This is a genomic window from Streptomyces sp. NBC_00273, from assembly GCF_036178145.1.
In the GTDB taxonomy this organism is placed as follows: domain Bacteria; phylum Actinomycetota; class Actinomycetes; order Streptomycetales; family Streptomycetaceae; genus Streptomyces.
Genome location: NZ_CP108067.1, coordinates 10094610 through 10118023, shown reverse-complemented (window position 1 = coordinate 10118023; position 23414 = coordinate 10094610). Strand labels below are relative to the sequence as shown.

The 23414-nt window shown below is 69.8% G+C and carries 20 protein-coding genes and 1 pseudogene; 7 read left to right on the top strand and 14 right to left on the bottom strand.

Annotated features, from left to right (window positions below):
* Window positions 1-175 precede the first annotated feature (175 nt).
* Window positions 176-1252, top strand: coding sequence for a non-homologous end joining protein Ku (gene ku, locus OG386_RS45860; RefSeq protein ID WP_328793108.1), 1077 nt, complete (start codon window positions 176-178; stop codon window positions 1250-1252).
* A 38-nt stretch (window positions 1253-1290) separates the two neighbouring features.
* On the opposite strand, the gene OG386_RS45855 is transcribed toward ku, so the two are convergent.
* Both OG386_RS45855 and OG386_RS45850 read right to left on the bottom strand, forming a co-directional pair.
* The gene (locus tag OG386_RS45855; protein ID WP_328786272.1) at window positions 1291-1548 is read right to left on the bottom strand and encodes a hypothetical protein; all 258 of its coding nucleotides are present in this window, start codon (window positions 1546-1548) and stop codon (window positions 1291-1293) included.
* Window positions 1549-1630: 82 nt separating this feature from the next.
* The gene (locus OG386_RS45850; RefSeq protein ID WP_328786273.1) at window positions 1631-2791 is read right to left on the bottom strand and encodes a hypothetical protein; all 1161 of its coding nucleotides are present in this window, start codon (window positions 2789-2791) and stop codon (window positions 1631-1633) included.
* Window positions 2792-3081: 290 nt separating this feature from the next.
* On the opposite strand from OG386_RS45850, the gene OG386_RS45845 reads away from it, so the two are divergent.
* The gene (locus OG386_RS45845) at window positions 3082-3441 is read left to right on the top strand and encodes a hypothetical protein (RefSeq protein ID WP_328786274.1); all 360 of its coding nucleotides are present in this window, start codon (window positions 3082-3084) and stop codon (window positions 3439-3441) included.
* A gap of 53 nt (window positions 3442-3494) precedes the next feature.
* On the opposite strand, the gene OG386_RS45840 is transcribed toward OG386_RS45845, so the two are convergent.
* The 6 genes from OG386_RS45840 to OG386_RS45815 form a co-directional block, all read right to left on the bottom strand.
* Window positions 3495-4781, bottom strand: a complete 1287-nt coding sequence (locus tag OG386_RS45840) for a UDP-glucose dehydrogenase family protein (protein ID WP_328786275.1) — start codon at window positions 4779-4781, stop codon at window positions 3495-3497.
* Between the two features lie 158 nt (window positions 4782-4939).
* Complete coding sequence (locus tag OG386_RS45835) at window positions 4940-6487, bottom strand: glycosyltransferase family 4 protein (RefSeq protein ID WP_328786276.1); 1548 nt, start codon at window positions 6485-6487, stop codon at window positions 4940-4942.
* A 32-nt stretch (window positions 6488-6519) separates the two neighbouring features.
* Window positions 6520-7974, bottom strand: coding sequence for a Gfo/Idh/MocA family oxidoreductase (locus tag OG386_RS45830; RefSeq protein ID WP_328786277.1), 1455 nt, complete (start codon window positions 7972-7974; stop codon window positions 6520-6522).
* An 87-nt stretch (window positions 7975-8061) separates the two neighbouring features.
* Window positions 8062-9405 (bottom strand): putative PEP-binding protein, encoded by a 1344-nt coding sequence (locus tag OG386_RS45825; protein ID WP_328786278.1) that lies wholly within the window; start codon window positions 9403-9405, stop codon window positions 8062-8064.
* Window position 9406: 1 nt separating this feature from the next.
* A complete protein-coding gene (locus tag OG386_RS45820) occupies window positions 9407-10750 on the bottom strand; it encodes a UDP-glucose dehydrogenase family protein (protein ID WP_328786279.1) in 1344 nt (447 codons plus the stop codon).
* A gap of 96 nt (window positions 10751-10846) precedes the next feature.
* Complete coding sequence (locus tag OG386_RS45815; protein WP_328786280.1) at window positions 10847-11686, bottom strand: class I SAM-dependent methyltransferase; 840 nt, start codon at window positions 11684-11686, stop codon at window positions 10847-10849.
* Between the two features lie 637 nt (window positions 11687-12323).
* Between OG386_RS45815 and OG386_RS45810 the strand changes: the two genes are divergently transcribed.
* From OG386_RS45810 to OG386_RS45795, 4 genes and pseudogenes are all read left to right on the top strand, one after another.
* Window positions 12324-13544 carry an XRE family transcriptional regulator gene (locus OG386_RS45810; RefSeq protein WP_328786281.1) on the top strand — a complete coding sequence of 407 codons (1221 nt, stop codon included), beginning with the start codon at window positions 12324-12326 and terminating at the stop codon, window positions 13542-13544.
* 39 nt (window positions 13545-13583) lie between these two features.
* On the top strand, window positions 13584-14117 hold the full coding sequence (locus OG386_RS45805; protein ID WP_328786282.1) for an NUDIX hydrolase: 534 nt from the start codon (window positions 13584-13586) through the stop codon (window positions 14115-14117).
* Window positions 14118-14234: 117 nt separating this feature from the next.
* On the top strand, window positions 14235-14399 hold the full coding sequence (locus OG386_RS45800) for a hypothetical protein (protein ID WP_328786283.1): 165 nt from the start codon (window positions 14235-14237) through the stop codon (window positions 14397-14399).
* Between the two features lie 346 nt (window positions 14400-14745).
* Window positions 14746-14838: pseudogene (locus OG386_RS45795) on the top strand (ATP-binding protein); the annotation flags it as partial.
* A gap of 72 nt (window positions 14839-14910) precedes the next feature.
* On the opposite strand, the gene OG386_RS45790 reads toward OG386_RS45795, so the two are convergent.
* A complete protein-coding gene (locus OG386_RS45790) occupies window positions 14911-15237 on the bottom strand; it encodes a hypothetical protein (RefSeq protein WP_328786284.1) in 327 nt (108 codons plus the stop codon).
* A 172-nt stretch (window positions 15238-15409) separates the two neighbouring features.
* Between OG386_RS45790 and OG386_RS45785 the strand changes: the two genes are divergently transcribed.
* Window positions 15410-15862 (top strand): hypothetical protein, encoded by a 453-nt coding sequence (locus OG386_RS45785; RefSeq protein ID WP_328786285.1) that lies wholly within the window; start codon window positions 15410-15412, stop codon window positions 15860-15862.
* On the opposite strand, the gene OG386_RS45780 is transcribed toward OG386_RS45785, so the two are convergent.
* The 5 genes from OG386_RS45780 to OG386_RS45770 all read right to left on the bottom strand — a co-directional run bounded on the left by OG386_RS45780 (window position 15843) and on the right by OG386_RS45770 (window position 22930).
* Window positions 15843-16781 (bottom strand): IS5 family transposase, encoded by a 939-nt coding sequence (locus OG386_RS45780; protein WP_328786286.1) that lies wholly within the window; start codon window positions 16779-16781, stop codon window positions 15843-15845. The genes OG386_RS45785 and OG386_RS45780 overlap by 20 nt on opposite strands.
* Before the next feature lie 150 nt (window positions 16782-16931).
* Entirely contained in the window at window positions 16932-17183 is a 252-nt protein-coding gene (locus tag OG386_RS47170; protein WP_443053335.1) for a DDE-type integrase/transposase/recombinase, read from the bottom strand.
* 69 nt (window positions 17184-17252) lie between these two features.
* Window positions 17253-17441 (bottom strand): IS3 family transposase, encoded by a 189-nt coding sequence (locus tag OG386_RS47165; protein WP_443053050.1) that lies wholly within the window; start codon window positions 17439-17441, stop codon window positions 17253-17255.
* Window positions 17442-17531: 90 nt separating this feature from the next.
* Complete coding sequence (locus tag OG386_RS45775) at window positions 17532-17846, bottom strand: transposase (protein ID WP_328786287.1); 315 nt, start codon at window positions 17844-17846, stop codon at window positions 17532-17534.
* Between the two features lie 161 nt (window positions 17847-18007).
* The gene (locus OG386_RS45770) at window positions 18008-22930 is read right to left on the bottom strand and encodes an FG-GAP-like repeat-containing protein (protein WP_328786288.1); all 4923 of its coding nucleotides are present in this window, start codon (window positions 22928-22930) and stop codon (window positions 18008-18010) included.
* Window positions 22931-23414: the final 484 nt, after the last annotated feature.

The window sequence follows — 23414 nt, the reverse complement described above, 5'->3', positions numbered from 1 at the left end:
GAAGTTCGAATCGAGCTGGTCGAGGACGGGCCCCAGGGAGAGCACACCGTGCGGTCCTGGACGCGGGAGGGCGGCGAGGTGGAAGGGCCCTGACAGCGCCCCGGCGAGGGCTTCCCTGCCCCATCGGAAGGCGGCCGGCGGCACTGCGGTCTGGCTGCCGTTGCCGGTGGGGGTGATGGGGCGCAGGGTGGGAAGACGCCCAGGTCGAAGGGTGGTGCGGGCGATGGCCAGACCGGTGTGGACGGGGGTCTTGGGGTTCGGGCTCGTGAGCCTTCCCGTGGGCCTCTACACGGCCACGGACAGCCACACGATCCGCTTCCACCAGCTCCAGCGCGGCACTGCGGACCGGATCCGCAACCGGCGCGTGAACGAGCGCACCGGCGACGAGGTGGACCTCGCGGACATCGTGAAGGGCTGCGACACCGGGTCCGAGTACGTGATCGTCGAGCCGCAGGAGCTCGACGAGATCGCTCCCGGCCGATCCCATTCGATCGACGTAGCCGGTTTCGTCGACCTGGACACCGTCGACCCGGTCTTCTTCGACAAGACGTACTTCCTCGGGCCCCGGGGAGCCCAGTACGGGAAGCCCTACGCTCTCCTGGAGCGCGCCCTGGCCGAGTCGAACAAGGCCGGCATCGCCACGTTCGTGATGCGCGGGCGGGAGTACCTGGTCGCCTTGAAGGCGGAGGAGACGGAGGGCCTGCTCACGCTCCACACACTGCACTGGGCCGATGAGCTGCGCGATCCGCACGCCGAGGTGCCCGACCTGCCGGGGACGGTCGAGGCGACGGCGGCGGAGGTGAAGATGGCCATGCAGCTGATCGACGCCCTGGCCATGGAGTGGGAGCCGGAGGCCTTCCACGACTCCTTCTGCGAGAAGGTCGAGGCCCTGGTGAAGGCGAAGGCGGCCGGGGAGACGGTCGAGAAGGCCGAACCGGCGACGGAGCCGACTGGCGCCGTCGACCTCATGGAAGCCCTGCGCGCCAGTGTCGAGCGGGCCCGCAGTCCTAAGGACACCGGCGAGAAGGCCGCCTCCCCCGGCGCCCGGGCGGCCGGCGGCAGGAAGGCGCCGGCCGCGAAGAAGCGGGCGCGCTCCGGGCCGGCGGCCAAGGGCGGGGAGCTGGCGGCGCTGACGAAGGCCGAGCTGTACGAGAAGGCGGCCGCGGCCGGCACCCCGGGCCGCTCGTCCATGAATCACGACCAGCTCGCCGACGCCCTCGCCCACACCGGCCGCGACCGGCGCAAGGCCTGACCTCCGCGTGGTGGGAGGTCTGACGGGCACAGCCGTGGTCAGGCCACCGTGACGCGCAGGACGTACGGCTCGCCCGTACTCATCGCCTGCGCCTGTTCCCGGAGGTCCGCCTCCGTGAAGCCGAGCAGCGCCTCGTCCGCGGCCCGGCGCAGCAGCGGGAGGATCTCGGCGACGGGCTGGCCTCGGTGCGCTGCGGCGAGCTGGGCGAAGGCCCGCTGGTAGGGGGCTCCGTACGTGCTCGCGCTGTCGGCCAGCAGGTGGTCAAGGTGCTGTCGCTCGATGCTGATCTCGCCCATGGCCCGCTCCTTCGGTCCTCCGGGGCCCCGTCCGGTCCGGGGCCTCGTCTTCGACGCTACGAGGCCGGTCTGACATCGCCCCCTACCCGGCAGAGGGCGCGTCCCGGCCGATGAGCTCTTGGAGCTGCTCGCGGACGGGTGGCGGCAGCAGCCCCTCGGTGGCGAGGAGGTGCCACTGGCAGCCGGGAATGAGCCGGTCGAGTCGGTGGAACTCCCCGAGCTGGTAGAGCAGCACCAGGGCGTCGAGGGCGTGCTGGACGGGGGGCCGGTCGCGCTCCTTCAGGGTGCTGAGCACGGCCAGGCCGGCCATCGCGTAGCGGCCGTTCATCCACTCCAGGGCCGCCTCGCCCAGCTGCCCGGTGGCGAGTTCCCCATCGACCCGGTCGCACAGGTCCAGGGCCCACTGCCGTACGCCGGCGGCGGTCTTCCAAGTCCGCGCCAGGTCCTGAAGCGGAGCGGTGGCGGCCAGGTCGCGCAGATGGTCGCGGGCATCGCGCACGGGGCCAAGGGCCAACTGGTGGTCGTCGGTGAGGACCGCGTCGGCGAACTCGGGGACGTCTTTGCGGGTGGTCTCGACGAGGGACGCGATCGGGTTGGCCGTCGCGGTGGGGTTCATCGCGCGCAGCAGGTCGCTGATGTCCTCCAGGGACATCGTCCCGTTGATGGCCGCGGCGGCCGCGGCCAGCGCGGCGTCCTTGGGTGTGCCGGTCGGCGTGCCGGGGTTCTCGTCGAAGGCAGTGAGCTCAGCCGGGGGCCAGGTGTGTCCGCCGGCTCGGGCAAGGCGGGCGATGCCTTCGTCGATCCGCCGGGCCCGGGCGGGGACCAGGGTCACGGTCAGGCCGGCGTCGGCGATGTGGTCGGCGAGGTCGTCGAGCCGTTGTTCCGGGTCGGTGTCCGGGTCGTCGTCGCCGGGGACGGTGAGGGTGTCCACCGCGGCGGTGAAGGCGGCCCGTACCGTCTGCTCGGGTACGGGGAGCTCTTCGTCGAACAGGAGCAGTGCCACGTCGTTCGGGCGCTTGCCGCGGCCGGCGTGACGGGCGAGGCCGAGGACGAGGTCGAAGCTCTCGGGCGCCGGAGTGGAGGTGCTGCCCCTGCCGCGGCCCAGGCCTCCGCCGGGGACATTGCCGGGCAGCAGGCGGCGGCTCCTCCAGACCTCCAGCATCTTCGCGGTCACGGTGAAGCCGTGGCGGTGCGCGTGGTCGAGCAGCAGCTGATCGGCCGCGCTCGGGGTGTCAGTGGACATGCCAGGGAAGGTACCGACGCCCTTCAGGGCCATGACCGAGCTTTCACCTCATCCGGTGACTCCCCGCGGAATTGAAGCCAAAGGGCTACCCCATGACGTAACGGTGGCGTCCTTTTAGAGCCCCCCTACCTCCGCCCGGTCACCGCGGAGATCGTCCGCTCAAATGGCGTAGACCTGAAGGGGGTTGCGTGGCTAACCCCCCGCACCAGCACTGTCCCGCCCAGGACGCGACGTCAATGCGCGGCGCTTCATGCTCCGCCCCGTCATCACACAGAGACAAGGACACCACCATGCTCACCGACGTGCTCACCGGCTGGACCACGGAGACCCTGGGCGGCCTCACGCTGCTGGCGGGGGCCACAGCCTGGGGCTGGCTCCGCCGGCGCCGGAACCAGGCCAGCCCCGGCGCGACCCCGGCCATCGCGGCCAGCGAGGCCGTGCGGCCGGTCCGCACCTACACCCTGCTCGGAGCCCGTGCCGCCGACGGCCAACCCGTCCACTTGCCCAGCAGCCGGCTCGCCGGCACCCGGGTCACCTGGAATGACCCCACAGGCAAGCGGGAGCAGTTCGAGTTGACCGACGCGGTGCTACCGGACGGCACCTACGCGGCGGAACGCGTATCGGCGTACCTGGAGCGCGGCGCCCTGTGACTCGACCATCGGATCGCCGGCCGGGATGGGGCTGGGGTCGTGATCTGGGGCAGTCAGGGACGGCCGACGGAGGTGTACCGGAACCCGATCTCGCGCATATGGGCGGGGTCGAGGAGGTTGCGGCCGTCGAACATGACCGGGGTGCGCATGGCGCTGTGGGCCTCGGCCCAGTTGACTTCGGCGAGTTCGGGCCACTCGGTCACGATCACCACCGCGTCCGCTCCGGCCAGTGCCTGCTGCGGGGTCGAAGCGCGTGTCACGGAGTCCCACGGCTCCCCGGCGGCCGGGCGGGCAAGGGGGTCCCAGGAGCGTACGTGTGCGCCTTCGGCGAGCAGGCGGCCGGCGAGCACGGTCGAGGGTGCCTCGCGCATGTCGTCGGTGCCGGGCTTGAAGGCCATGCCCAGGAGGGCGATGTGCTTGCCGGCGAGGTCGCCCAGTTCGTCCTTGAGGTGTTGGATCGCGCGGCGCTTCTGGATGTTGTTGACGTTGATGACCGCGGTGAGGAGCTGGGGGTGGAAGCCGGTGTTGGAGGCCATCTGGCGCAGGGCTTCGCTGTCCTTGGGGAAGCAGGAGCCGCCCCAGCCGATGCCCGGGCGCAGGAAGTGGGCGCCGAGGCGGTGGTCCATGCCGACGGCTCCGAGGACTTCGGTGACGTCGGCGCCGGTGTTCTCGCAGAGGGTGGCGATCTCGTTGGCGAAGCTGATCTTCGTGGCGAGGAGTGCGTTGGAGGCGAGTTTGACCATCTCGGCCGACTTGACGTCCATCGTGGCCACGGGGGCGTTGATGCCGGTGTGCAGGGCGGCGACGAGGGCGCCGGCGGTGTCGTTGTCCTGGCCGATGACGATGCGGTCGGGGGCCATGAAGTCGGTGATGGCCCGGCCTTCGGCGGTGAACTCGGGGTTGGAGACGTAGCCGACGTGGGCCAGTCCGATCTCGTCCAGCAGGAGGCGGGCGCGGGCGCCGGTGCCGACGGGGACGGTGGACTTCATGACGACGGCGCGCAGGTCGTGGGCTGCGGTCAGGGAGCGGACGACGGCCCATACGCGGGTGAGGTCGGCGTCGCCGGAGGCGGAGGGCGGGGTGTCGACGCACACGTAGGCGATCTCGGCGCCGGTGAGGGCCTGGTCGAGGTCCTCGGTGAAGGTGAGGCGTTCCTTGTTCCGGGCGATCATGTCGCCGAGTCCGGGTTCGTGGATGGGGACGTCGCCGGCGCGGAGGATGCGGACGCGTTCGGGGTTGATGTCCCGGACCGTGACGTGGTGGCCGAGCTCGGCGAGGCACGCGCCGGTCACCAGGCCGATGTATCCGGCGCCGAACACCGCGATGCGTCGCTCTGCCATGGTCTGTCCATTCTCTTCGTGCCGGTTCAGGCGGGTTGTTCTGGTCTGCCCGGATGCCGCCCTGATCACGGGCGACACCCTACTCGGCTGTGCTCGGACTGCCGGAATCGCGTCGCAGGGGGTGGGACGTCAGGGCGTGGCGCGGGCTGCTGGGTGGTTCAGGGCCGGTCGGCGAGGACGCGGTCGTAGATGTCGTGGTAGCGGGGGGTGAGGGAGCGCCAGGAGTAGTGGTCGTGGGCGAAGCGGCGGGCGGCCTGGCCGCGGCGGGTCAGCTCGGCGGGGTCGGTGAGTGCCTGCTCGATGGTGGCGGCGAGGTCGCCGGGGGCGGGGAGCCAGCCGGTGGCGTGGGGGCCGGTGGTGGTGACGTAGCTGAGGGGGCCGCCGCTGGCGGAGGCGATCACGGGGGTGCCGGAGGCCATCGCTTCGAGGTAGATCAGGCCGAAGGGCTCGTCGACGGACGGGGCGGTGAGGAGGTCGGCGCAGTGGAGGCCGTCGATGAGGTCGTGGTGGGGGCGCCATCCGGCGAAGTGGACGTCGTCGGTAATGCCGAGTTGGGAGGCGAGGGTGTGGGGGTGGTCTCCCTCCCATTCGCCGGGGTGGCCTCCCAGGATGAGCAGCGCGGGGCGTACGGCGGTGCGGTCGCGCAGGACGGCGACGGCCTGCAGGAGGAGGTTGAGGTGTTTGAAGGCGAGGAAGCGTCCCATCCACAGCAGGAGCGGGCGGCGGCGGCCTTGGTCGTCGTGGAGGATGCGGCGGACGTCGGCGGTGGTGTATCGGATGGTGCCGGGGCCCTGGCCGGGGAGCCATCCCTGGGGGTCGTCGACGAGCCACCGGTGAAGGATCTTGTAGCGGTCGGTGTCGTCGAAGGCCGAGGGCGGGGTGAACCGGTCGGTGTCGACTCCGTTGGGCACGAGGTCGATCCGGCTGTCGGGGATCTCCACCAGTGACTGGGCCAGGGCGCGATCCTGTTCGGAGATGACCACGATCCGGTTGCTGGTGCGGGCGTATGCGCGCATGCGGTCGACCCAGTGGCGGGCATGGGTCCACATGTGCCAGTGGTCGGTGAGCAGGGCCTGGGCCTCGTCGAGGTCGGGGGTGCCTGCGGTCCGGGTGATGCGCCGCAGGGTGGCCTGGGGGGCGTCGCGGTAGTGCCGGCCGAGGTCGGCGATGGACAGGTCCAGGCGCTCGGCGAGGTGGAGGCGGCGCAGGGCGTTGTCGAGGAATTTCAGTTCGGTGCCGTGCAGGGTGGTGACCACCGGCCGGTCCCGGCCCTGGGCGATGCCGTGCAGGGGGGTGAGGTGGTGCAGGTGGAGCAGGCCGGCTTCGCCGGCGTGGTGGGTGGTGAGGTGTTGCCGCCAGTAGGCCTCGATGGCGTCGGCCGTGGCCGGGTCGACGGCGGCGAAGACCCGGTCGGGGGCGGCGGTGCGGTCCTCGTAGCTGGGGTGGAGGGGCACGGTCTGGGCGAGGGCGTCTGCCCCGGCCGCGTGGGCGGTGGCTGCCGGGCTGTAGTCGGAGACGACCAGGGGCAGGTCGCCGTAGAACGTGGCGGCGTGGGAGGTGGTGCCCGGCTCCCCCAGGGACCCGCAGAAGATGCGGGCGGGGCGGCCGGCGGCGATCGTCTGCTCGGTGAGGTTCTTGACGACGAGGGAGGAGCCGCCGCGGGGGAAGAAGAGGATGCCGTGGTCCACGGCCGGGAGGGCGTTCATGCCGGTGTCCTTCGGGTGGTGGGCGTGTGGGGTCAGCGGGGGATGTCGACGAGGACTGGCGGCGTCGCGGTCCTGTGGGCGGCGGTGTCGGCTTCGTGGCGGGCTGCGATCAGCCGGTACATCGCCGCGTAGATGCGCTGGGTGAGGGTCTGGCCTGCGAGGTGGGTCATGCGGCGGGCGACGGACTGGTCCGGGGTGCATCCAGCCGCGGCGCGCAGGAACTCGGCGGTCATTGCCTGGGGGGTGACCTTGCTGGCGCTGTGCGCGTTCTCGTACAGCGTGTCCGCGTGGCGTCCGCCGGAGGGGTCGATCAGGGGGTTGCGGCGGTGTTCGAGGCGGATGCGGTAGCGGTCGCCGACGACGTCGTTCTTGCTGACGCGCACGTGCTGGAGCGGGCCTTGGTGGATGTCGATGACGAACTGGGACATGCGGCCCTTCTCCCGGAAGGGCAGGTGTCCGGCGCGGTCGGCGTCGAGGAGGCCGATCTGGCGGTGGGAGTAGCTGTTCGAGGTGAAGGTGTAGGTGAGGTATCCGTGGACTCGCCGGGCGTCGTCGAGGAGTTCGAGGGTGAAGGCGAAGTCCATCTCGGCGAGTGCGGTGCGCCGGTCGAGGTCGGCAGGCAGGGCCGGCGCCTCGGATCGGGGGCGCAGGAGGGCTTCGAGGGCCCGGTTCTGGCCGGTGCCGAGGTAGTCGCCCACGCGCCGCACGTAGTGGTTGGTGATGCGCAGGGCGGTGACGGGGCCTTGGGCCAGGCGCAGGTACCAGGCCATGAGGTCGATGTAGTGGTAGCTGGAGAAGGCGAGCGCTCCGACGCCGTTGGTGTAGCCGTGGGCGTTGCCGAGGGCGTATTCCTCGGGTAGGCGGAAGTGGCCGCCGGTCACGGTGAAGTTGCCCATGGTCAGGGGCTGCTCGTGGTTCTCGTAGACCTCGGCGATGAGCTGGGAGGAGTCGACGAAGGCGTCGTTGGCTCTGCGTCGCATGGGCAGGGCGAACAGGTGGCCGGGGCTGTCGAGGTGGGCCTTGAGCAGGGTGTCGAACTGGGTGTCGATGGTGGCGGCGGCGTGTACGTCCCAGGCGGCGTCCGCGACGGCGATGATCGGCTTGTCGCACAGGACGTGGATGCCGCGGCTGGTCGCCCAGTGCAGGTAGGGGTGGTGGGCGACGGGGTCGCAGGCCACGATCGCCACGTCGAAGGGCCGACGGGCGTGCGCGGCGTCCAGGCGGCGCTCCAGGTCCTCGGCCGGCTCGCCGGGGCGGGGCTGGATCCACTGGGGCCGGTCCCAGCGGAGGAGGTCCAGCAGGTCGGGCATGTGGCGCAGCAGGTTCTCGTCGTAGGGGTCGCGCAGGTCGCAGATGGCGCCGACCCGGGCGGGAAATCCCTGGCGTTGCAGGGTGAGGATGGCTGGGATGTGGTTCTCGGTGGCGGCCCAGTGGCCGCAGCCGCCGATCAGCAGGACGTTGATCGGGCGGGGCGTGGTCGAGGGCATGACGAAGTCGACCCTTCCGGTCAAGGTGTCGGGATCAGGCCCGGGGCACGCGCCGTGCCGCGGGCCCGGGTGTGCGGGCCTGGTCGGTCAGAGGCCCAGGAGGGCGGTGACGTGCTCCGTGAGGCGGGAGGTGCCGCCGGTGGTGAGGGCCTCGTGGCGGATCGCCTGGCGCGCGTCGTGGTCGAGGCGGGTGAGGGCCTCGTGGACGGCGGGGAGTGCGGGGAGCGTGACGGTCAGGCCGCTGATGCCGAGTGAGGCCAGTACTGCGGCGCCCACGGGGCTGGCCGCGAGGCCGCCGCAGGCGGTGACCGGCACACCGGCCGCGTGGGCGGTGTCGGTGACGTGGCCGACGGTGCGGCTCACCGCGACGTGCAGGGGGTCGATGTCGCGGGCGAGGGCAGGGTTGGTGCGTGAGGCCGCCAGGAGGTACTGGGTCAGGTCGTTGGTGCCGATGCTGAGGAAATCGACGTGCTCGACGAAGCGGTCGACGGCCAGCGCGCAGGCCGGCACCTCCACCATCACCCCGAGCGGCACCCTCGGCGCCCGGATCCGGGCCCGGACGTCCTCGGCGATCTCCGCGGCCCGGGTGAACTCCTCGGCGGTGGTGACCATCGGGAACATGATCCGCAACCGTCCCCCGGCTGCGGCCACGCGGTAGAGGGCCCGCAGTTGGGGGATCAGGAGGTCGTCCGGGCGGCGCAGGGCCAGGCGGATACCGCGGACTCCGAGGAAGGAGTTGTCCTCCTTGGGCAGGTTCAGGGCGGGGACCGGTTTGTCGCCGCCGATGTCGAGGGTCCGGACGGTGATCTCCGCGTCCCCCACCGTCCGGGCCAGGTCGCGGTAGGCACAGTGGTGGGCGGCCTCGTCGGTGATGTCGGCCTCGCGTCCCAGGAAGAGGAGTTCGGTGGCCAGCAGCCCGATCCCGCTGGCGGCACTGCGCGCGAGTTGTTCGGCCTGGGATGGCTTCACGAACGTGGTGGAGAGGGTGACCCCGCCCGGGGCGGGTCCTGCGGCCAGGGCGGCTTCGCGTCGCAGCCGGTCCCGCTCGCCCCGCTCGCGTTCGCGGGCCGTCGCCGCCTGGAGGTCCGGGCCGTCCAGTCCGGCGTGCAGGAGGCCTCCGTCGCCGTCGAGCGCGCACAGGGTTCCCGGCCGCAGGGTCAGAATCCCGGAGCCCGCCGCGACGACGGCCGGGATGCCCAGGCCGTGCGCCACCTGCACCGTGTGGGAAGTGGGTCCCCCCTCGGCGGTGCAGAACCCGGCCACGAGGGCGAGGTCGAGGGCGGCGGTGTCCGTCGGGGTCAGGTCCTGGGCGACCAGGATGTACCGCCCTTGCGGCGCCGGGTCACCCAGGCGCCCCAGGGGCGCGACGACCCATCCCCGAGTCCCGGGGACGCCGCGGTGGGACTCCGCATTCTCGAACAGTCGCGTCACATCAGGCCTCCGGGGCGGTGTGGTGGCGGAACGCCCCGAGCCTTTGGTGGTCCCACCCGGCGGCCCGCCAGCGGTTGGGGTCCAGGCAGCGGCGGGCGTCAATGACAGTCCGGGTGGTGCTGTCGACGAGGGAGGTAGGGTCCAGCGCGGTGTAGCGCGGCCAGTCAGTGGCCACCACCAACACACCCGCGCCAAGGAGAGCCTCCGCAGGAGCGTCGACCACCGTGAGGTCGGGGTGACGACGCCGCACCAGGTCATTGACGCTTGGGTCGTGAACACGGACGTCCGCTCCCGCACGGCGCATCCGCAGGGCGACGTCGAGCGCAGGCGAGTCGCTGATGTCCCCGACGAACGGTTTGAACGAGGCCCCCCAGACCGCCACGACCGCCCCGTCCAGACCACCAGGCAGTACGACGGCGGCGTGCTCGACAGCGAGCATTCGGCGCCTGGTGTTGGTGGCGTCCACGGTGGACAGGAACTCGGCAGCCGAACTCTCGCCCAGATCCGCGGCGCGCTCAGCGAAGGCACGGATGTCCTTGCCCAGGCACGAACCGCCCCAGCCGAGGCCTGCCGTCAAGCCAAACGACCCGATCCTCGGATCCAGCGCCATCGCTCTGGAGACGATCCCGAAGTCCGCGCCCGCCGCCTGGCAGACGTCGTCCACCAGGTTGGCGAACGACATCTTCGTGGACAAGAAGGCGTTGGAGGCCGCCTTGGTAAGGTCGGCGGTCACAAAGTCAGTGCTCAGGAGCTCCACTCCCGCCTCCAGCCAGCCGCCCCACACCCGTCGGACGACGCCCTCCACCACGGCCCGGTCGGCGTCCGACGATCCCAGCACGAGCCTTGCCGGGTGCAGCGTGGTCTCCATGGACAGCGCCTCGCGCAGGAAATCCGGGCTCCACCCCACCCTCAGCCGTACGCCCTCCGGGGCCTCGGCGGCCGCGAGGGCCGCCAACCGTGCACCGGCCCCGACCGGCACCGTCGACTTCCCGATCAACACCGCGTCCCGACTCAGGCGGCGGGCGATGGAGATGATGGCGTCCTCGACCGCGCTGAGGTCCATGCTCATGGCCCCCTCGCGCTGCGGCGTCGACACCGCGAGGAAGAAGGCCTCGCCATGGGCCGCGGCCTCGTCGTAGGAGTCAGTGAAGCGCAGCCGGCCCGCCGCGGTGTGCTTGGCGATGTAATCCGTGACGCCCGGCTCGTCGAACGGGCAGCGTCCAGCCCGCAGCTCCTCCAGCGTCTCGGGATTGATGTCGACGCCGAGAACGTCGTGCCCCAGCTCGGCCAGGGCGGCCAGATAGGGCACACCCAGACGGCCCATACCGATGACGATGACCTTCATCCTGTTCCTCCCGTGATCCCGCGCCGTGCGCGGGGTTGTGGTTGCGGCGATACCGGATCCGGCATCGCCGGGCGGCCGCCATACGCGGGCGCGGTCTCAGCCCGCGGCTGGGCGGCGGCCGACGATCACGGCGGCCTGGAGGTCGGCTTCGAAGACGCCGTCGGGGCGCGCGGCCATCAGCGTCCGGCGCATGTCCTCCTCGAACGCGCCCTGCCGGTCACCGAGCGTCGCCGCCGACGAGTAGGCGTACGTGCTCTGCAGGCCGACCAACTCATCGAGGGTGTAGGTCCGCCGGTAGTCCGCGCGCAGGACGGACAGCTGACGGAAGACGGACCGGCGGATGACCTCCTCGTGGCCACCGGCCGGCTCCACGTACGCGGTGGCCGGGCCCGCGAGGTTCACCGATCCCAGCCAGCGCAGGCGCAGCTGCTCAAGCAGCGGATGCCACCACTCGCGCTGCGTACCGGGAGCCCGGTACCCCACGACGGCGACGAACCCGCCCGGCCGGACGGCGCGGTCGAGGGCCGCCAAGACGCGCGGCCGGTCCATCCAGTGGAACGCGTCCGCGACGGTGGCCCCATCGAACAGCCCCGTGTCCGTCGCCAGGTCCGCCGCTTCGGTGGCATCGGCCTGACACCAGGTGACCGACCGGACGCCGCGTACGTCCGCCCAGTCGCGGCCGGCGGCCAGCATTTCCTCCGACACGTCGACTGCGGTGACGGAGGCGCCGCGTTCGGCCAGGTCGAGGGCCAGAGTGCCCGGACCGCATCCAAGATCAAGGATGCGGGGCACCGTCGCGCTGCCGAACTGGCTCGCGATGTAGTCGACGACGGCTGGGGGGTGGGGGCGACGGTAGGTGACGTACGGCGCACCGCACGAGGCGAAGATGCCGCCGGCGTTCGTGTAGCCGGCGGTGCTGTGGACGTCCTGATTCACGGAAGCCTCCAAGGCCCGCCCGTTTGCAGCGGGCAGGCTGAAGCAGGTGTGCAGTGACAAGGGGTGGTCGCGCCCGACCGCGCGGCCGAAGGAGAACTCCTGAAGGACGGCCAGCGCCGGGGACACCGACCAGTACTGGCCCGGGACGTTCCGTGAGCGTGTCCCCCACAGGGGTCGTGCGGCGGGCCGCTCCTTACCGGTGCGGGACGATCCTTCTTAGCCGTCGACAGGCGCGCCGGGAGTGGGACGCGTCCTCGAAGCGCCGCACGTGGCCCCGGGTCCGTCGCCTTGTCCCACTGCCTCCTCGTCCGCAGTCAGCGGGTCAGGGTCGTCGAGCGTGAGGAAGCGAGCCCATCCGGCCTCGGCGCGGGCGAGCAACTCCGGGCTGGGACCTAACGGAGAGGGAAAGGGCGGTCCGGGCATGGGTGTCCCTCCGCGGACGAAAAGGGGGTGCAGCGGACCTCGGCGCCTTGGGTCCAGCGGCCGACTGCATCAGGGGGAGGCCATCCGGATCCGGCGGCCGACAGCCAGTGAACGCCTCCGCACACCGTGCAGGAGACTCCAGCAGGTGACTCCAACCCGGAGTCGGCTGTCGGCGCCGGGCCCTAGCATCGAACCAGCCGCGTGAAAGGGGCCCATGATGGGCAGTCAGGGACTGGATCCGCCGACTGTCGCCGCCGGCCTACTCGACGACGAGCGCATGCTCAAGGCCCTGGCCGAGCGGGACATGGGCACCCTGTTCACGCTCCTCAACACCCGCGGCGTGAGCACACGCAAGCTCGCCGCCGCCGCGGACATCAGCCAGGGCCGCCTCTACGACTACATGAACGGCAACTGCCGCGTGGAGAAGCTCTCGGTATTCGAGCAAATCGCCGACGGACTCCGCATCCCCGGCCACCTCCTCGGCCTTGCCCGCAGGCCCTGGGAACCCGCGCCCGAGCCCTCAGCGCCGGCCATCAGCGATCTGCCCGCGGACACCAGTGATCTTGAGGCGATCGACGCGTTCCGCGACGCGGACCGCCGAAGCGGCGGCGGCCTTCTCTACGCGGCCGTGACCCGGCACCTGACAGACCAGATCGCACCCCGCCTCGTCGACACCGCCAGCGGTCCCGGCGTCTTCGCGGCGGCCGCGGCCATCACCGAGATGGCCGGCTGGATGGCCCACGACTCCGCCCACGACGACCTCGCCGTCAAACACCTCACCCGCGCGCTCCCGCTCGCCAGGGTCTCCGGCGACGCACCGCTCGCCGCCAACATCGCCGCGAGCACCAGCCACCTCACCCTGCACACCAACGACCGACCGGGAGCAGCCCGCTGGGCCAGGACCGGTTTACACCTTGCCGCCCAGGGTCCCCGCATCCCCGCCCTCACCGCGCGCCTGCACACCATGACCGCCCGCGCCCTGGCCGCAGCAGCCCAGCACTCCCCCGCCCGGCAAGCCCTCGACCAGGCCGAAGCGGCCATCGCGGAACCTGCGGACGCTGTACACCCCTGGCTCAGCCCGTTCGACACCGCCGCGCTGGCCAGCGAATCCGCGCTGATCCTCAAAGACCTCGGCCGCTACGATCAGGCTCTCGGCCAGGCCGAGTATGCCCTCGCCCTGCGCGAGGCAGGCCGTGCCCGCTCCCTGGCCCTGACCCGGATCACCCTGGCCGACATCCATATCCGCCGCGGCGACCTCACCGCCGCTGTGAAGGTCGGCCACGACCTCCTCGCCACCAGCCCCACTCTCAGCTCCGTACGCGTCATCCAACAGCTCGACGACCTGCGCCGCCGCCTCGAACCCCACACGGCGTACGGGCCGGTCGGCCAGTACCTGGTGCGATTCGACGACGCGCGCCGGGCCAGAAGCTCCTGATGGCCGACATCATCACCGCGCCCAGGAGAAACGCCGCCCATGAGGCCCACGCCCGATGACCCCGATGCCTGGTACGCCTACCTCGCCGAGGGCAACCGCACCCAGGCCCGCAAACGCGTCGCGGCCGACGCACTGATCCGCAATCGGGCTGGCCACGTGCTCCTGGTCAAGCCCACCTACAAGCCTGGCTGGGACCTGCCCGGCGGAATGGCCGAGGCCAACGAGGCGCCCGAAGCCGCTCTCGCACGCGAACTGCGCGAGGAACTCGGCCTGGACGCAGCTCTCCGCGGACTCCTCGTCGTCGACTGGGTGCCACCCCACGGCCCGTGGGACGACCAGCTCTCCTTCGTTTTCGACGCCGGAACCCTGGATGACGACGAAGCCGCCCGAGTCCGCCCGCAAGACGACGAGCTCTCCGAAGCCGCTTTCCTCCCCATCGATAAAGCCCTCGTACTTCTTCGCAACCGGATGCGGAACCGGCTCGCCGCCGCCGTCCAGGCCCGCAAGGCCGGGCGTCCCGTGTATCTGCACGACGGCCACTCAAACCTCCCCACGCAGCTGGATCCCAGCTGAGCCTTACCGTCCCATACCTGGCACAACGGCCGCCTGACCCACCGTGACCGGCCTGGAGACCATCCGCGGCGGAACCGCGGTCACGAGGCGAGGGCAACAGCCGAGCTGGAACCGCCAATGTACGCCCCGCACGCCCGGATCCTCGCGTCCGGGCACGTCATCGCCGGCCTCACCCCGACAACGGCCCAGCAGGTGACCGAAGCGCTGAACACCCGCCCGGCGCCCGCTGCTCCGCCGCTGCGGGCTCGGGCACGGCTGGAAGGCATCGAGGCCAGCCGCTGAACGGCCCGGACTGCCGGACTCATTCAGTCCGTACTGCTTGACGTGCTCCGTCACCGCGTCACCGAAGACGACCGCCGCCTCCAGCCAGTGGCGCCACTGCTCCGCCGAGTACGGCTCCTGCAGCGCCTCGATGCGCGCTGCCTCGCTGGCCAGCTTGAGCTCGACGAGTCTCTGCCGGGCCGTCGGTTCGTCTACTTGTTCGTCTGCCACGCCCGGATCCAAGGCGCCGGGTACGACAGTGCCCCGTAGCCACTCGCCGAGGATCTCCTCCTACCCAGGTGTCCCCGTGCGGCCAGCCACCACGAGCTCCGAATCGCATCGCTGATCACGGGGAGATACCTTCTCCAACGACATCGTGCCCACCGCGATGATCGACCGGCTCGTCCACCACGCCGAGGTCCTGACCCTCACCAGCTGCTCCTACCGCACCCGCCAGTGACGTGAACTCCTCGCCAAGGAGAACCGCGTGCCCGCCGCGGCTGATCCAGTCCACACCGCTGCACACCGCTGGTCACAGGGACCACTGGCAATACAGGCGAAGGCCTGCAGCCCCAGCGCGCCGGGCCAGGCCCGCCAAGGCCTCCAGGACGCCAAGTGCCGTCTGAGCGTCAACCTGGCACTGCTGCAGTTCGGCCGTCATGGACCACGACTCGGCAGCGCGCGCCAAGTCGGCGGGCGCTGCCGCAGCGAGAGCCCCGCCCAGGGAGTCCGACAGGCTGAACACCAGCGAGACGTCGTCCTCCGGAGAAGACAGCAGCTGCCCTGACCGGGGGCGTTGGCTGGCTTCCTCATAGCCGCAGTCCGTGAGGATCGCTTCGAGCTGAGCGACGACGACCACCGGGTCGATGTTCTTAGAAGCGATTCCCAAACCGAAGGTAGCGTCACGTTTTCCCAGGTGAGGTGGTGTGTCCGTCGCCCGGTAGGCATGCTCGTGCCGTCGTGTCGGTGCGGGGTGTGCCTGGAGGTGGCGGATACCGTCGGTGCTGGGGGTGTTGGAGAGGCGCGAGCGAGTGGCGCTGGCCCAAGCGGAGGAGTTGCGGGCCGAGCTGGAGCGGGTTCAGGCTGCCGTGGTCGAGGCGGATGAGGCCGCACGGCGCGCGGTCATCGCTCGCGAGGAGATCGTCGCGGCCCTGGCCGAGGCGGCCGAGGAAGCCGGCGCGTCTGGTGCGGCGGTGGATGTGCCGGCCATGGGGGTCGCCGGGTCGCGGGTGGAGGTCCCTCTGTGGAGCGAGGGGTTGGAGATCGAAGTGCTTCCGCATGACTGCGCGCGGATCGTGGCCCTGGTCGAGGAGGACGCCGCCGGCGGCGGGCAGGGGGTGCGGGCCCGGGCAATGCGCGAGCATCTGGGCTGGCCGGCGAGTGACGCGAAGGAGCAGGCCGCGCGGTTTCGGGCGAAGCGGTTGGTCGAGCGGGGCTGGCTGACCGAGGGGCGGCCGGGGCTGTTCAGGCCGCGGACCGCTTGACGCGGCGGGGCGCCGGCCGGCCGGAGCGGGCCAGGCGGCGGGTGGCCGGGATGCTCGCGGCCCACCAGGCCATCGCCTCGGCGCTGTCGATGCGGGTCTCGTAGTCCCGGGCGAGGCGCCGGGCCCGGATCAGGTGGGAGAAACTGCGCTCCACGACCCAGCGGCGCGGCAGCACCACGAACCCGGCGGCGTCGTCACTGCGCTTGACGACGGTCAGCGCGAGGGCCAGGACGGTGTGGGCGAAGGCGACCAGCCAGCCGGTGTAGCCGCCGTCGGCCCAGACCAGGGTGATGCGGTGGTGGTCGGCGCGCAGGCGTTCGAGGAGGTCTCGGCCGACGTCGTTGTCCTTGACCGAGGCGGCGGTGACCAGCACGACCAGCAGCAGACCCAGAGCGTCCACCGCGATGTGCCGCTTCCTTCCGTTGATCTTCTTCCCGGCGTCGTAGCCGCGGGTGGCCGCGCCGACGGTCGCGTCGGCCTTGACAGACTGGGAGTCGATGATCGCGGCGGTCGGCTCTTCCTTCTTCCCGGCCAGCTCGCGCAGCATCTTGCGCAGCCGGCCGTAGAGTTCCTTGATGTAGTCGTTGTCGCGCCAGCGGCGGAAGAACCGGTAGACGGCCCGCCATTTGGGGAAGTCGATCGGCAGACTGGCCCAGCGCACGCCCTCGGCGACCAGGTAGCGCACCGCATCGAGCAGTTGGCGGTGGCAGTAGCCCTCGGGGCGGCCCCCTTGTCCGTTCAGCCAGGCCGGGACCGGCAGCAGCGGCCGCACGATCGCCCACTCCGCGTCGGTGAGGTCGGAGCCGTAGCGGCGGGTCCGGTCCGGCTGGTCGGCGGCGTTCCCGAGCCGGTGTGCGAGGCAATCGCACGACATGCCGGAGCTGGACGCGGACGGAGCAGGCACGCCAGAGTGGGACACCAGGGCCTCCTGATGGTTCGTTGACTCGACATCACCGAACTGTGCGGGAGGCCCTTCTCCTATGCGCCGGCTGCGGAGCGATCACCCGAGCGAGGCTGATGCGAGCGGAAGTTCGAGCAGCCGCCGTATCCCTCGGTTTGGGAATTGCTTCTAATGCATTCCGCGGTCGGAATGGAAGATCACCGGGTCTTGGGGTCGCCGTTGGCGGCAAGCGGCTTTGAGGGCGTCGGCGGCCAGGGAGGTGCCCAGGTGGTCGGCGGTGGCCCAACCGATGACCTTGCGGGTGGAGATGTCGATGACGGTGGCGAGGTAGAGCCAGCCCTGGCCGGTGGGGATGTAGGTGATGTCTCCGCACCAGCGGGCCGTGGCAGTCTCCCGGCCCGGAGCGAAGTCGCGTTGCAGCAGGTCAGGACGGTCAGCCGCCCGCGGATCGGGGACGGTGGTCGAGCGGTGCCGCCTGCGGTGAAGGCCCTAAAGCCCGACTGCCCTCATCAGGCGTGCAACCCTGCGCCGGCCGCAGGCCTGGCCCTGGCCTTTGAGAACGGCGTGGACGCGTGGGGCGCCATATGTGCCGCGTGAGCGGGCGTGCACCTGGGTGATCTGCTCGGTCAGTTCCCGATCGCGGACAGCCCGAGGCCCTGGCGCGCTGTTCAGGCGCATAGAAGGCGGACCGGGAGACCTTCATCAGCTCACACACGCGTTTGACGTTGTAACCTGCACGCTTCTCCGCCTCGATGAACAGGTGGACCGTCACCGGGCCTCCCTCGCGAAGAAGGCCGTGGCCCGCTTGGGGATCTCGACGTCATCTCGTAGACGGCGGTTCTCCCACTGAAGAGCGGCCAGCTCGGCGCGCTCATTCAGCTCCAGATCGCTCTCCTGGGCCCTGGGCTCGCTCTCCTGTCCCTGCGCCTGAGCCACCCACAACCGCATGGCTGTCTCGGTGAGATCGAAGTCCTTGACGACCTCGGGCACCGACCTGTCACCACTCCGGCGCAACTCCACGATCTCCGCCTTGAACTCCGGCGTGAACTGCCGCCGCGGCCTCCGCGGCTTCCTGTTCGCCATGCTCTCCATCACGGACATCCCTCCCGGGCACACACCCAGGTCACCAGATGTCCGCCAAACCGGAACAACCTCACAGGGCCGTTGCCCCGGGGCAACGGACGGCAAAGCCCCACCTCTCATACATGGAGAGAGGTGGGGCCTTATGGGTCAACTTCCTTCGGCTACCACATGCCAGGTGCGGCGTACCAGGATGCGCGGACGCCGTCGAAGCCGCCGTCGGGTCGGCTGGTCAGGGTGAAGGCCCTGGTGTCGCCGGCCGCGTAATTATACATCATGACGATGTCCGCCCGGCCGTCACCGTCGGTGTCCCCGGAGATCGGGGCGCCGCTGCTGATGGCCCACCAGTTACCGTCACCGGACTTCCAGCTCGCGAGGGGGACGTTGAAGCCTCCGTCGGGCTTGGCGGTGAAGGTGTGGGTGCCGGTGGCGCCGCTGTAGTCATAGACGATGGCCAGGTCACCGCGGCCGTCGCCGTTGTAGTCCCCTCCGGTGGACTCGATGCGGGCGGACTGGAATGCCTGGCCTGTCGCGGACCAGGACTTGAACGGCGCTTCGAAGCCGCCGTCCGCCTTCGCCTTGAAGGTCCACATCGCCGTCTCGACCGTGCCGTTGAAGTACACGGCGGCGATGTCGGAACGACCGTCGCCGTTGGAATCGACCACTTGGTACTGCGCGGCGGCGTTGTGCCAGCCGCTGGCCGAGCGCCAGCTGTCGAGCCCGGCGTTGAAGGTACCGTCCGGCTTGCTCGTGAAGGTGGTCGTGCCGGTGGATCCACCGCCGTGGTCATGGACGACGGCCACGTCGGCGCGCTTGTCGCCGTCGAAGTCGCCCGCGAGCACGGCCACCTTGTTCCAGTCCCACTTGCCAGACGGGATCTGCAGGGGCGTACCGGGTGTGGTCAGACCGCCGTCGGGCGTGCTGAACCAGGTGAAGAGGGCGTTGCGTCCGTCGCCGTAGGCGTAGAGAGCCGCGACGTCGGTGCGCTTGTCACCGTTGAAATCGCCGGTGGCCCACTTCGCATTGCCGGCGTTGAAATTCCCGGCACCGCTGGTCCAGAGCTCTCGGGGTTCGGCGAGCCCACCGTCCTGCTTGGCGTCCAGGACGTAAAGGCCAGTGGTCTCGTTGCCGTAGTCGTAGACCGTAACGAGATCGCTGCGCTTGTCGCCGTTGACGTCACCGCCGAGGTCGGTGCGCAGGTGTGCCGTGCGATCGTTCGGCTTGTGGGCCGTAGTGGTGTAGCTGCGACGGTTCCACTTGATGTAACCGCCCTCGAAGTCCGACCGGATCGATGCGTTGTTCGTTCCGTACTCGGCTGAGGTTGGAAAGCCGAGCCAGCCGTTCTCCGAGTTCTCCGCGGAGTACTTGGTGCGGTTCGCGTTGCTGACGGGCCAGGCGCCCGTGGAGCTGCTCCAGAAGAAGGTCGTCGTGACCGCCGAGGCACCGACTGCTTTGAAGTGCTGGTGTGCGCCGGCCTTGGGGCTGGTCGGGGCCTCCGCGTCCATGGGGAACCCGAACACGCTTACTCCGCCGAGCCTGAGGAATGACTCGTAGATTGCACCCCTGACCGGCTGACTGCCGGTTGCCGTGGAGCAGTAGAGGGCGCTCTTGGCGCCGTTCTTGCTGAAGGTGTTGACCCACCCGGTTCCGCCGGGGGTCACCATCTCGTCGGAGGTGGGGTATCCCAGGGTGCCGGACTCGCGGAGCATCTCGGACCACTTGTTGCGAATACCGCCCTGGATAGACCAGGCCCCGGTTTCCGGGCTCCAGTAGATGGAGCGGTCCTCTGTGCCACCGGAGTTCTTCAGGTGGATGTAGCGACCCTTGCCGTCCGGTGTGACGACGACGTCGGAGGTCGGGTGCCCGAAGGTGAGCCCGCCAAGTGCCTTGAACTTGGCCAGGACGGGACCGCACAGGCTGCGCTTGCCCCCGGTGTGCGTGCCCTCGATGGCCTCGCACTCGTTCCAGGGGGTGCCAATCTTGGCCAGGAGGCGCGGCTCGCCGAAGGCAGAGCCGTTCTGCATCGCCCGGCCCGGGAACTCGTACAGCAGGCCGTCGGTGCTCAGCGCGTAGAGATCTGCGAAGCCGTCACTTTCGAAGTCACCGTTGCTGAGCGGCATCGGGTAGGTGCCGGCGGGGACGGTTCCGAGGGAACTCGTGCGTACTGCTGCATCGGCGTAGACAGTGAGATCGGCGCTGACGCCGCCGAACTCGTCGGTGCTCTTGCGGCTGGTGTACTGATGCACCTTGCCCGTGATCTTGTCTCGGGCCCAGATTTCGGAGAGACCGTCACCGTTGAGGTCGCCGGGAACTGACAGGGTCATGTTCTGCCAGTCGGCGTTACCCAGGGGGACGGGGGTGATGCCGTCCAGGTGGCTGTCCGCCCGGGAGCCGAAGAAGAGATACAGCTGACCGTCCTTGCGAATGAGGAGGTCAGGGTCGTCGGCCTCGTTGATGACCAGATCGTTGTTGTCGTCGTTGGTGCTGGCGATTGCCAGTACCTGGTCGGCATTGGTCCACAGGCGGTTGGTCTCGTCGTAGACGCTGAACTGGAAGGAACTTGAGTCACCGCGCAAGCGGCCGGATCCGTCGTTCTTGTAAAGCCAGAGTTCCTTCTCCTGCGGGTTCTGCGCGCTGGGGCGCAGTGCGATGAGGTCCTCGTAGCCGTCTTCGGTGTTCCAACTGCCGCGGTGGGTGATGACGGAGCTGGCAAAGCTGCTCTGTGCGGCAGGGACGCCCGCGCCGAGGGTGCCGCCGGTCGCACCGTCCCGCTGCCACGGGTAGGTGCGAAGGGTTCCGGTGCTCGGGTCCACGGCCCACAGGTCGACGGTGGCGTCACCGTTGAGGTCGCCGGGCTTGTCCGGGCCGGGGGTGCGTTCGGGCTGGAAGTGGTAGGCGTACTGGTCCGACTGGTTGCCGGCCGCGTCGACGCTGCGAACGTAGAGGTACTGGGGACCGGCGCTGTAGGGCTTGAAGGTCACAGGCTCGGACGGGCCGCCCTTCCTGGTGGCCTTGACCTGGCGGAAAGTGCTGTCCTGGTCGGACCACCACACGTAGCCGGTTACGTCGTCAACGCCGTTCGTGTCGAAGATGAAGGTGCCGTTGGTGCGGGCTGGTTTGCTGGGCTTGTCGCTGCCGGTTGGCGGGAATTCTACTGAGCTGACGGAGGGCAGTTCGGAGGGCCTGGAGCGATCGATGGTGAACGCACACTGGTCTGACGTCGGACTATTGGCTGTCCAGTCCGTTGTGGCAACTTTCCACCAGTACGAGCCGTCCAGTGTCGAAGCGTTGATCCGGACGACGGCGGTTCCGTCGCTGCTGACGTCCACGTGCTGCGACCCGGAAGCTGCGGCGCCGGCCTTGCCCCATTCGAAGTATGCGCGAAGGTTGTTGTCCTCGTCGTCGTGCACGCGGGCGCGGAGCTCGACTTCGCTGGTCAGACCGAAGACGCCGCCGGTGCAGGCCACGGAGGGGTTGGTGGCGAGGTCCGAAGGCTTTGCCGGTGCGGTGTTGTAGCGGGTGGAGACGCGCGCTGAGTTCGGGTCGAACTTGCGCCAGGAGGTATCGACAGCGTTCGAGACCGAGCGCAGGCCGAAGGACCAAGTGCCCCAGTTGTTGGCTGCTGCCTTGCTGACTGCGGGCAGAACGTCGAACTCGATCAGGCCGTCGTTGGCGTTGGGGCAGTTGCGTCCGCCGAAGGATTGGCCGGAGCGGTCCACGGTGCCCCTGTTGGCGGGCTGACGGTTCCAGGTGATGTTGTTCGGCAGGTCAGGGCCGATGTCGAACAGCTCGACATCGCCGGAGTTGCAGGACCAGGAACCGGCGTACTGCTGCTTGATCCGCATGACGGATTCCAGGATCTGCTTGCCCTGGAGGTTGCTGGTGCCGACCCGGAAGTATGAGTTGCTCGATGCGGTGTTGCCTTTGTTGTCCTTGGCGACGCCTACGCGGGCGAATTCCTTCATCGTCGACCCGCCGTTCCAGAACACCATGTCGGCGCTACCGCTGATGCCGGTGTTCTTGTAGGCGAGGGACCAGGCGTTCCGTGCTGCGTCAGGGGCCCACTTGGGGTCGATGACTACCGGGAACACGGTGTCCGGTGCCTTCAGTAGGGCGGCGTCCGTCTTCAGAGAGAGTGTCTCACCGTGTAGTTCGACACCGAGGTCGGCCTGCTTGGACCCCTCGGTCGTGCCGGACAGTACGTCGTCCAGAGGGCGCGGGGTGGGGGCGGCCGGCGGCGCCGTCGCGTCGGATGCCGATGAGGCAAGGCTCCGGGCAGCGGGGACGCCGTTCTTGATACCGGCGGTCTTGCCCTCAGCCGGCACCTTCGCCTCGGGGGGTTTCTGGCCGGGTCCCGAGGCCCCGACAGGTTGTGTGGCGGAGGAGTCCCACATGGCGGGCTCGGGCGTCGAAAAGACGGACCGACCCGTCGGGTCGAGGGCGCGCAGCCGGCCGTCAGGCTCGGCTTTGACCGTCAAGCCCATACCCTTGAAGCCGAAGTCGATCTTCGCGAGAGCGGGGTTCTTAGCCGCCTCGGCAGACTTGACGACCAGCGAGTGACTGAAAGAGTCCGCAGTGGCCTTGACCGCGAGGTCGACGCCCGGCAGTACTTCCGGGTACACGGCGGTGTCCCCGGAGAGCTTTGGCGCGGGCAGCTTGGCCGGCCAACTCAACTGGATCTCACGGCCGTTCTCGCGCATGACGGCGAGCGGACCGGAGCCGCCGCCGGAGAAGGTCACATCCGTACGGGCCGCCTTGGGGGCGATGCGGCCCTGCGCCTTCACCTGGAGGGTGGCATCGACGGCGACGAGGGCAGCTCCCTGCCGCACCCGGACCGGGAACAACGCCCGGTCCAGTGTCATGGTGCCGTCGGGATTGGCATAGAGCTCATCGGTCTCGGTGCGCCCACTGACGACTTCGACGCGCTTCCCCGACTTCTTCGCCGACCTCTTCGCCGACTCGAGCTCCTCCGCCTGCCGCACGCTAGTGGGCCGGCTATCTGATTTAGGGCCAGAAGGTACTGGTGGTGCGGCCATTGCTATGGGGGCCGCTGCCAGCGATCCGCCGGCCAGGGCGGTGGATATCACAACTGAGATTGCTCTCAGTCGACCTTGGCCGCGTCTGCGACGCGGCTTTTCTACCTGCTTCACTCTCATCCTTCACTCGCACCAGCGCCGTCCCTGAGCAGACGCCAGTGGCTCCTGTAGTGGCTCGCCTACACCCCGGGGTCACCCAATGTCCGAATCGATACGTTTATGACTTTAGGTTCACTTCGCCCGCCATGGCGTGGTCGAAACCCGCGGCGATCAAGTCAAGTTACTCTCTGGTAGTAATACACGATGTCACATTCGTTCCTGTCAAGGAGGTACGCTTGATACGCCGTCGTCCGCTTTCCCGTAAGGGGAAACGGCACAGAAGCTGGGCGGGAGCAATCTCGCCAATCCGGCCGGGCTGGACCGCGTCCGCCGTCATCACCGCACTACTTGTGACAGGCCTTCCGGCCATAACGTCAAATGCCTCGGCAGCATCACTCCCTGGCACGCAGAAGCTGACCAACGTTCCCGGCAAGAA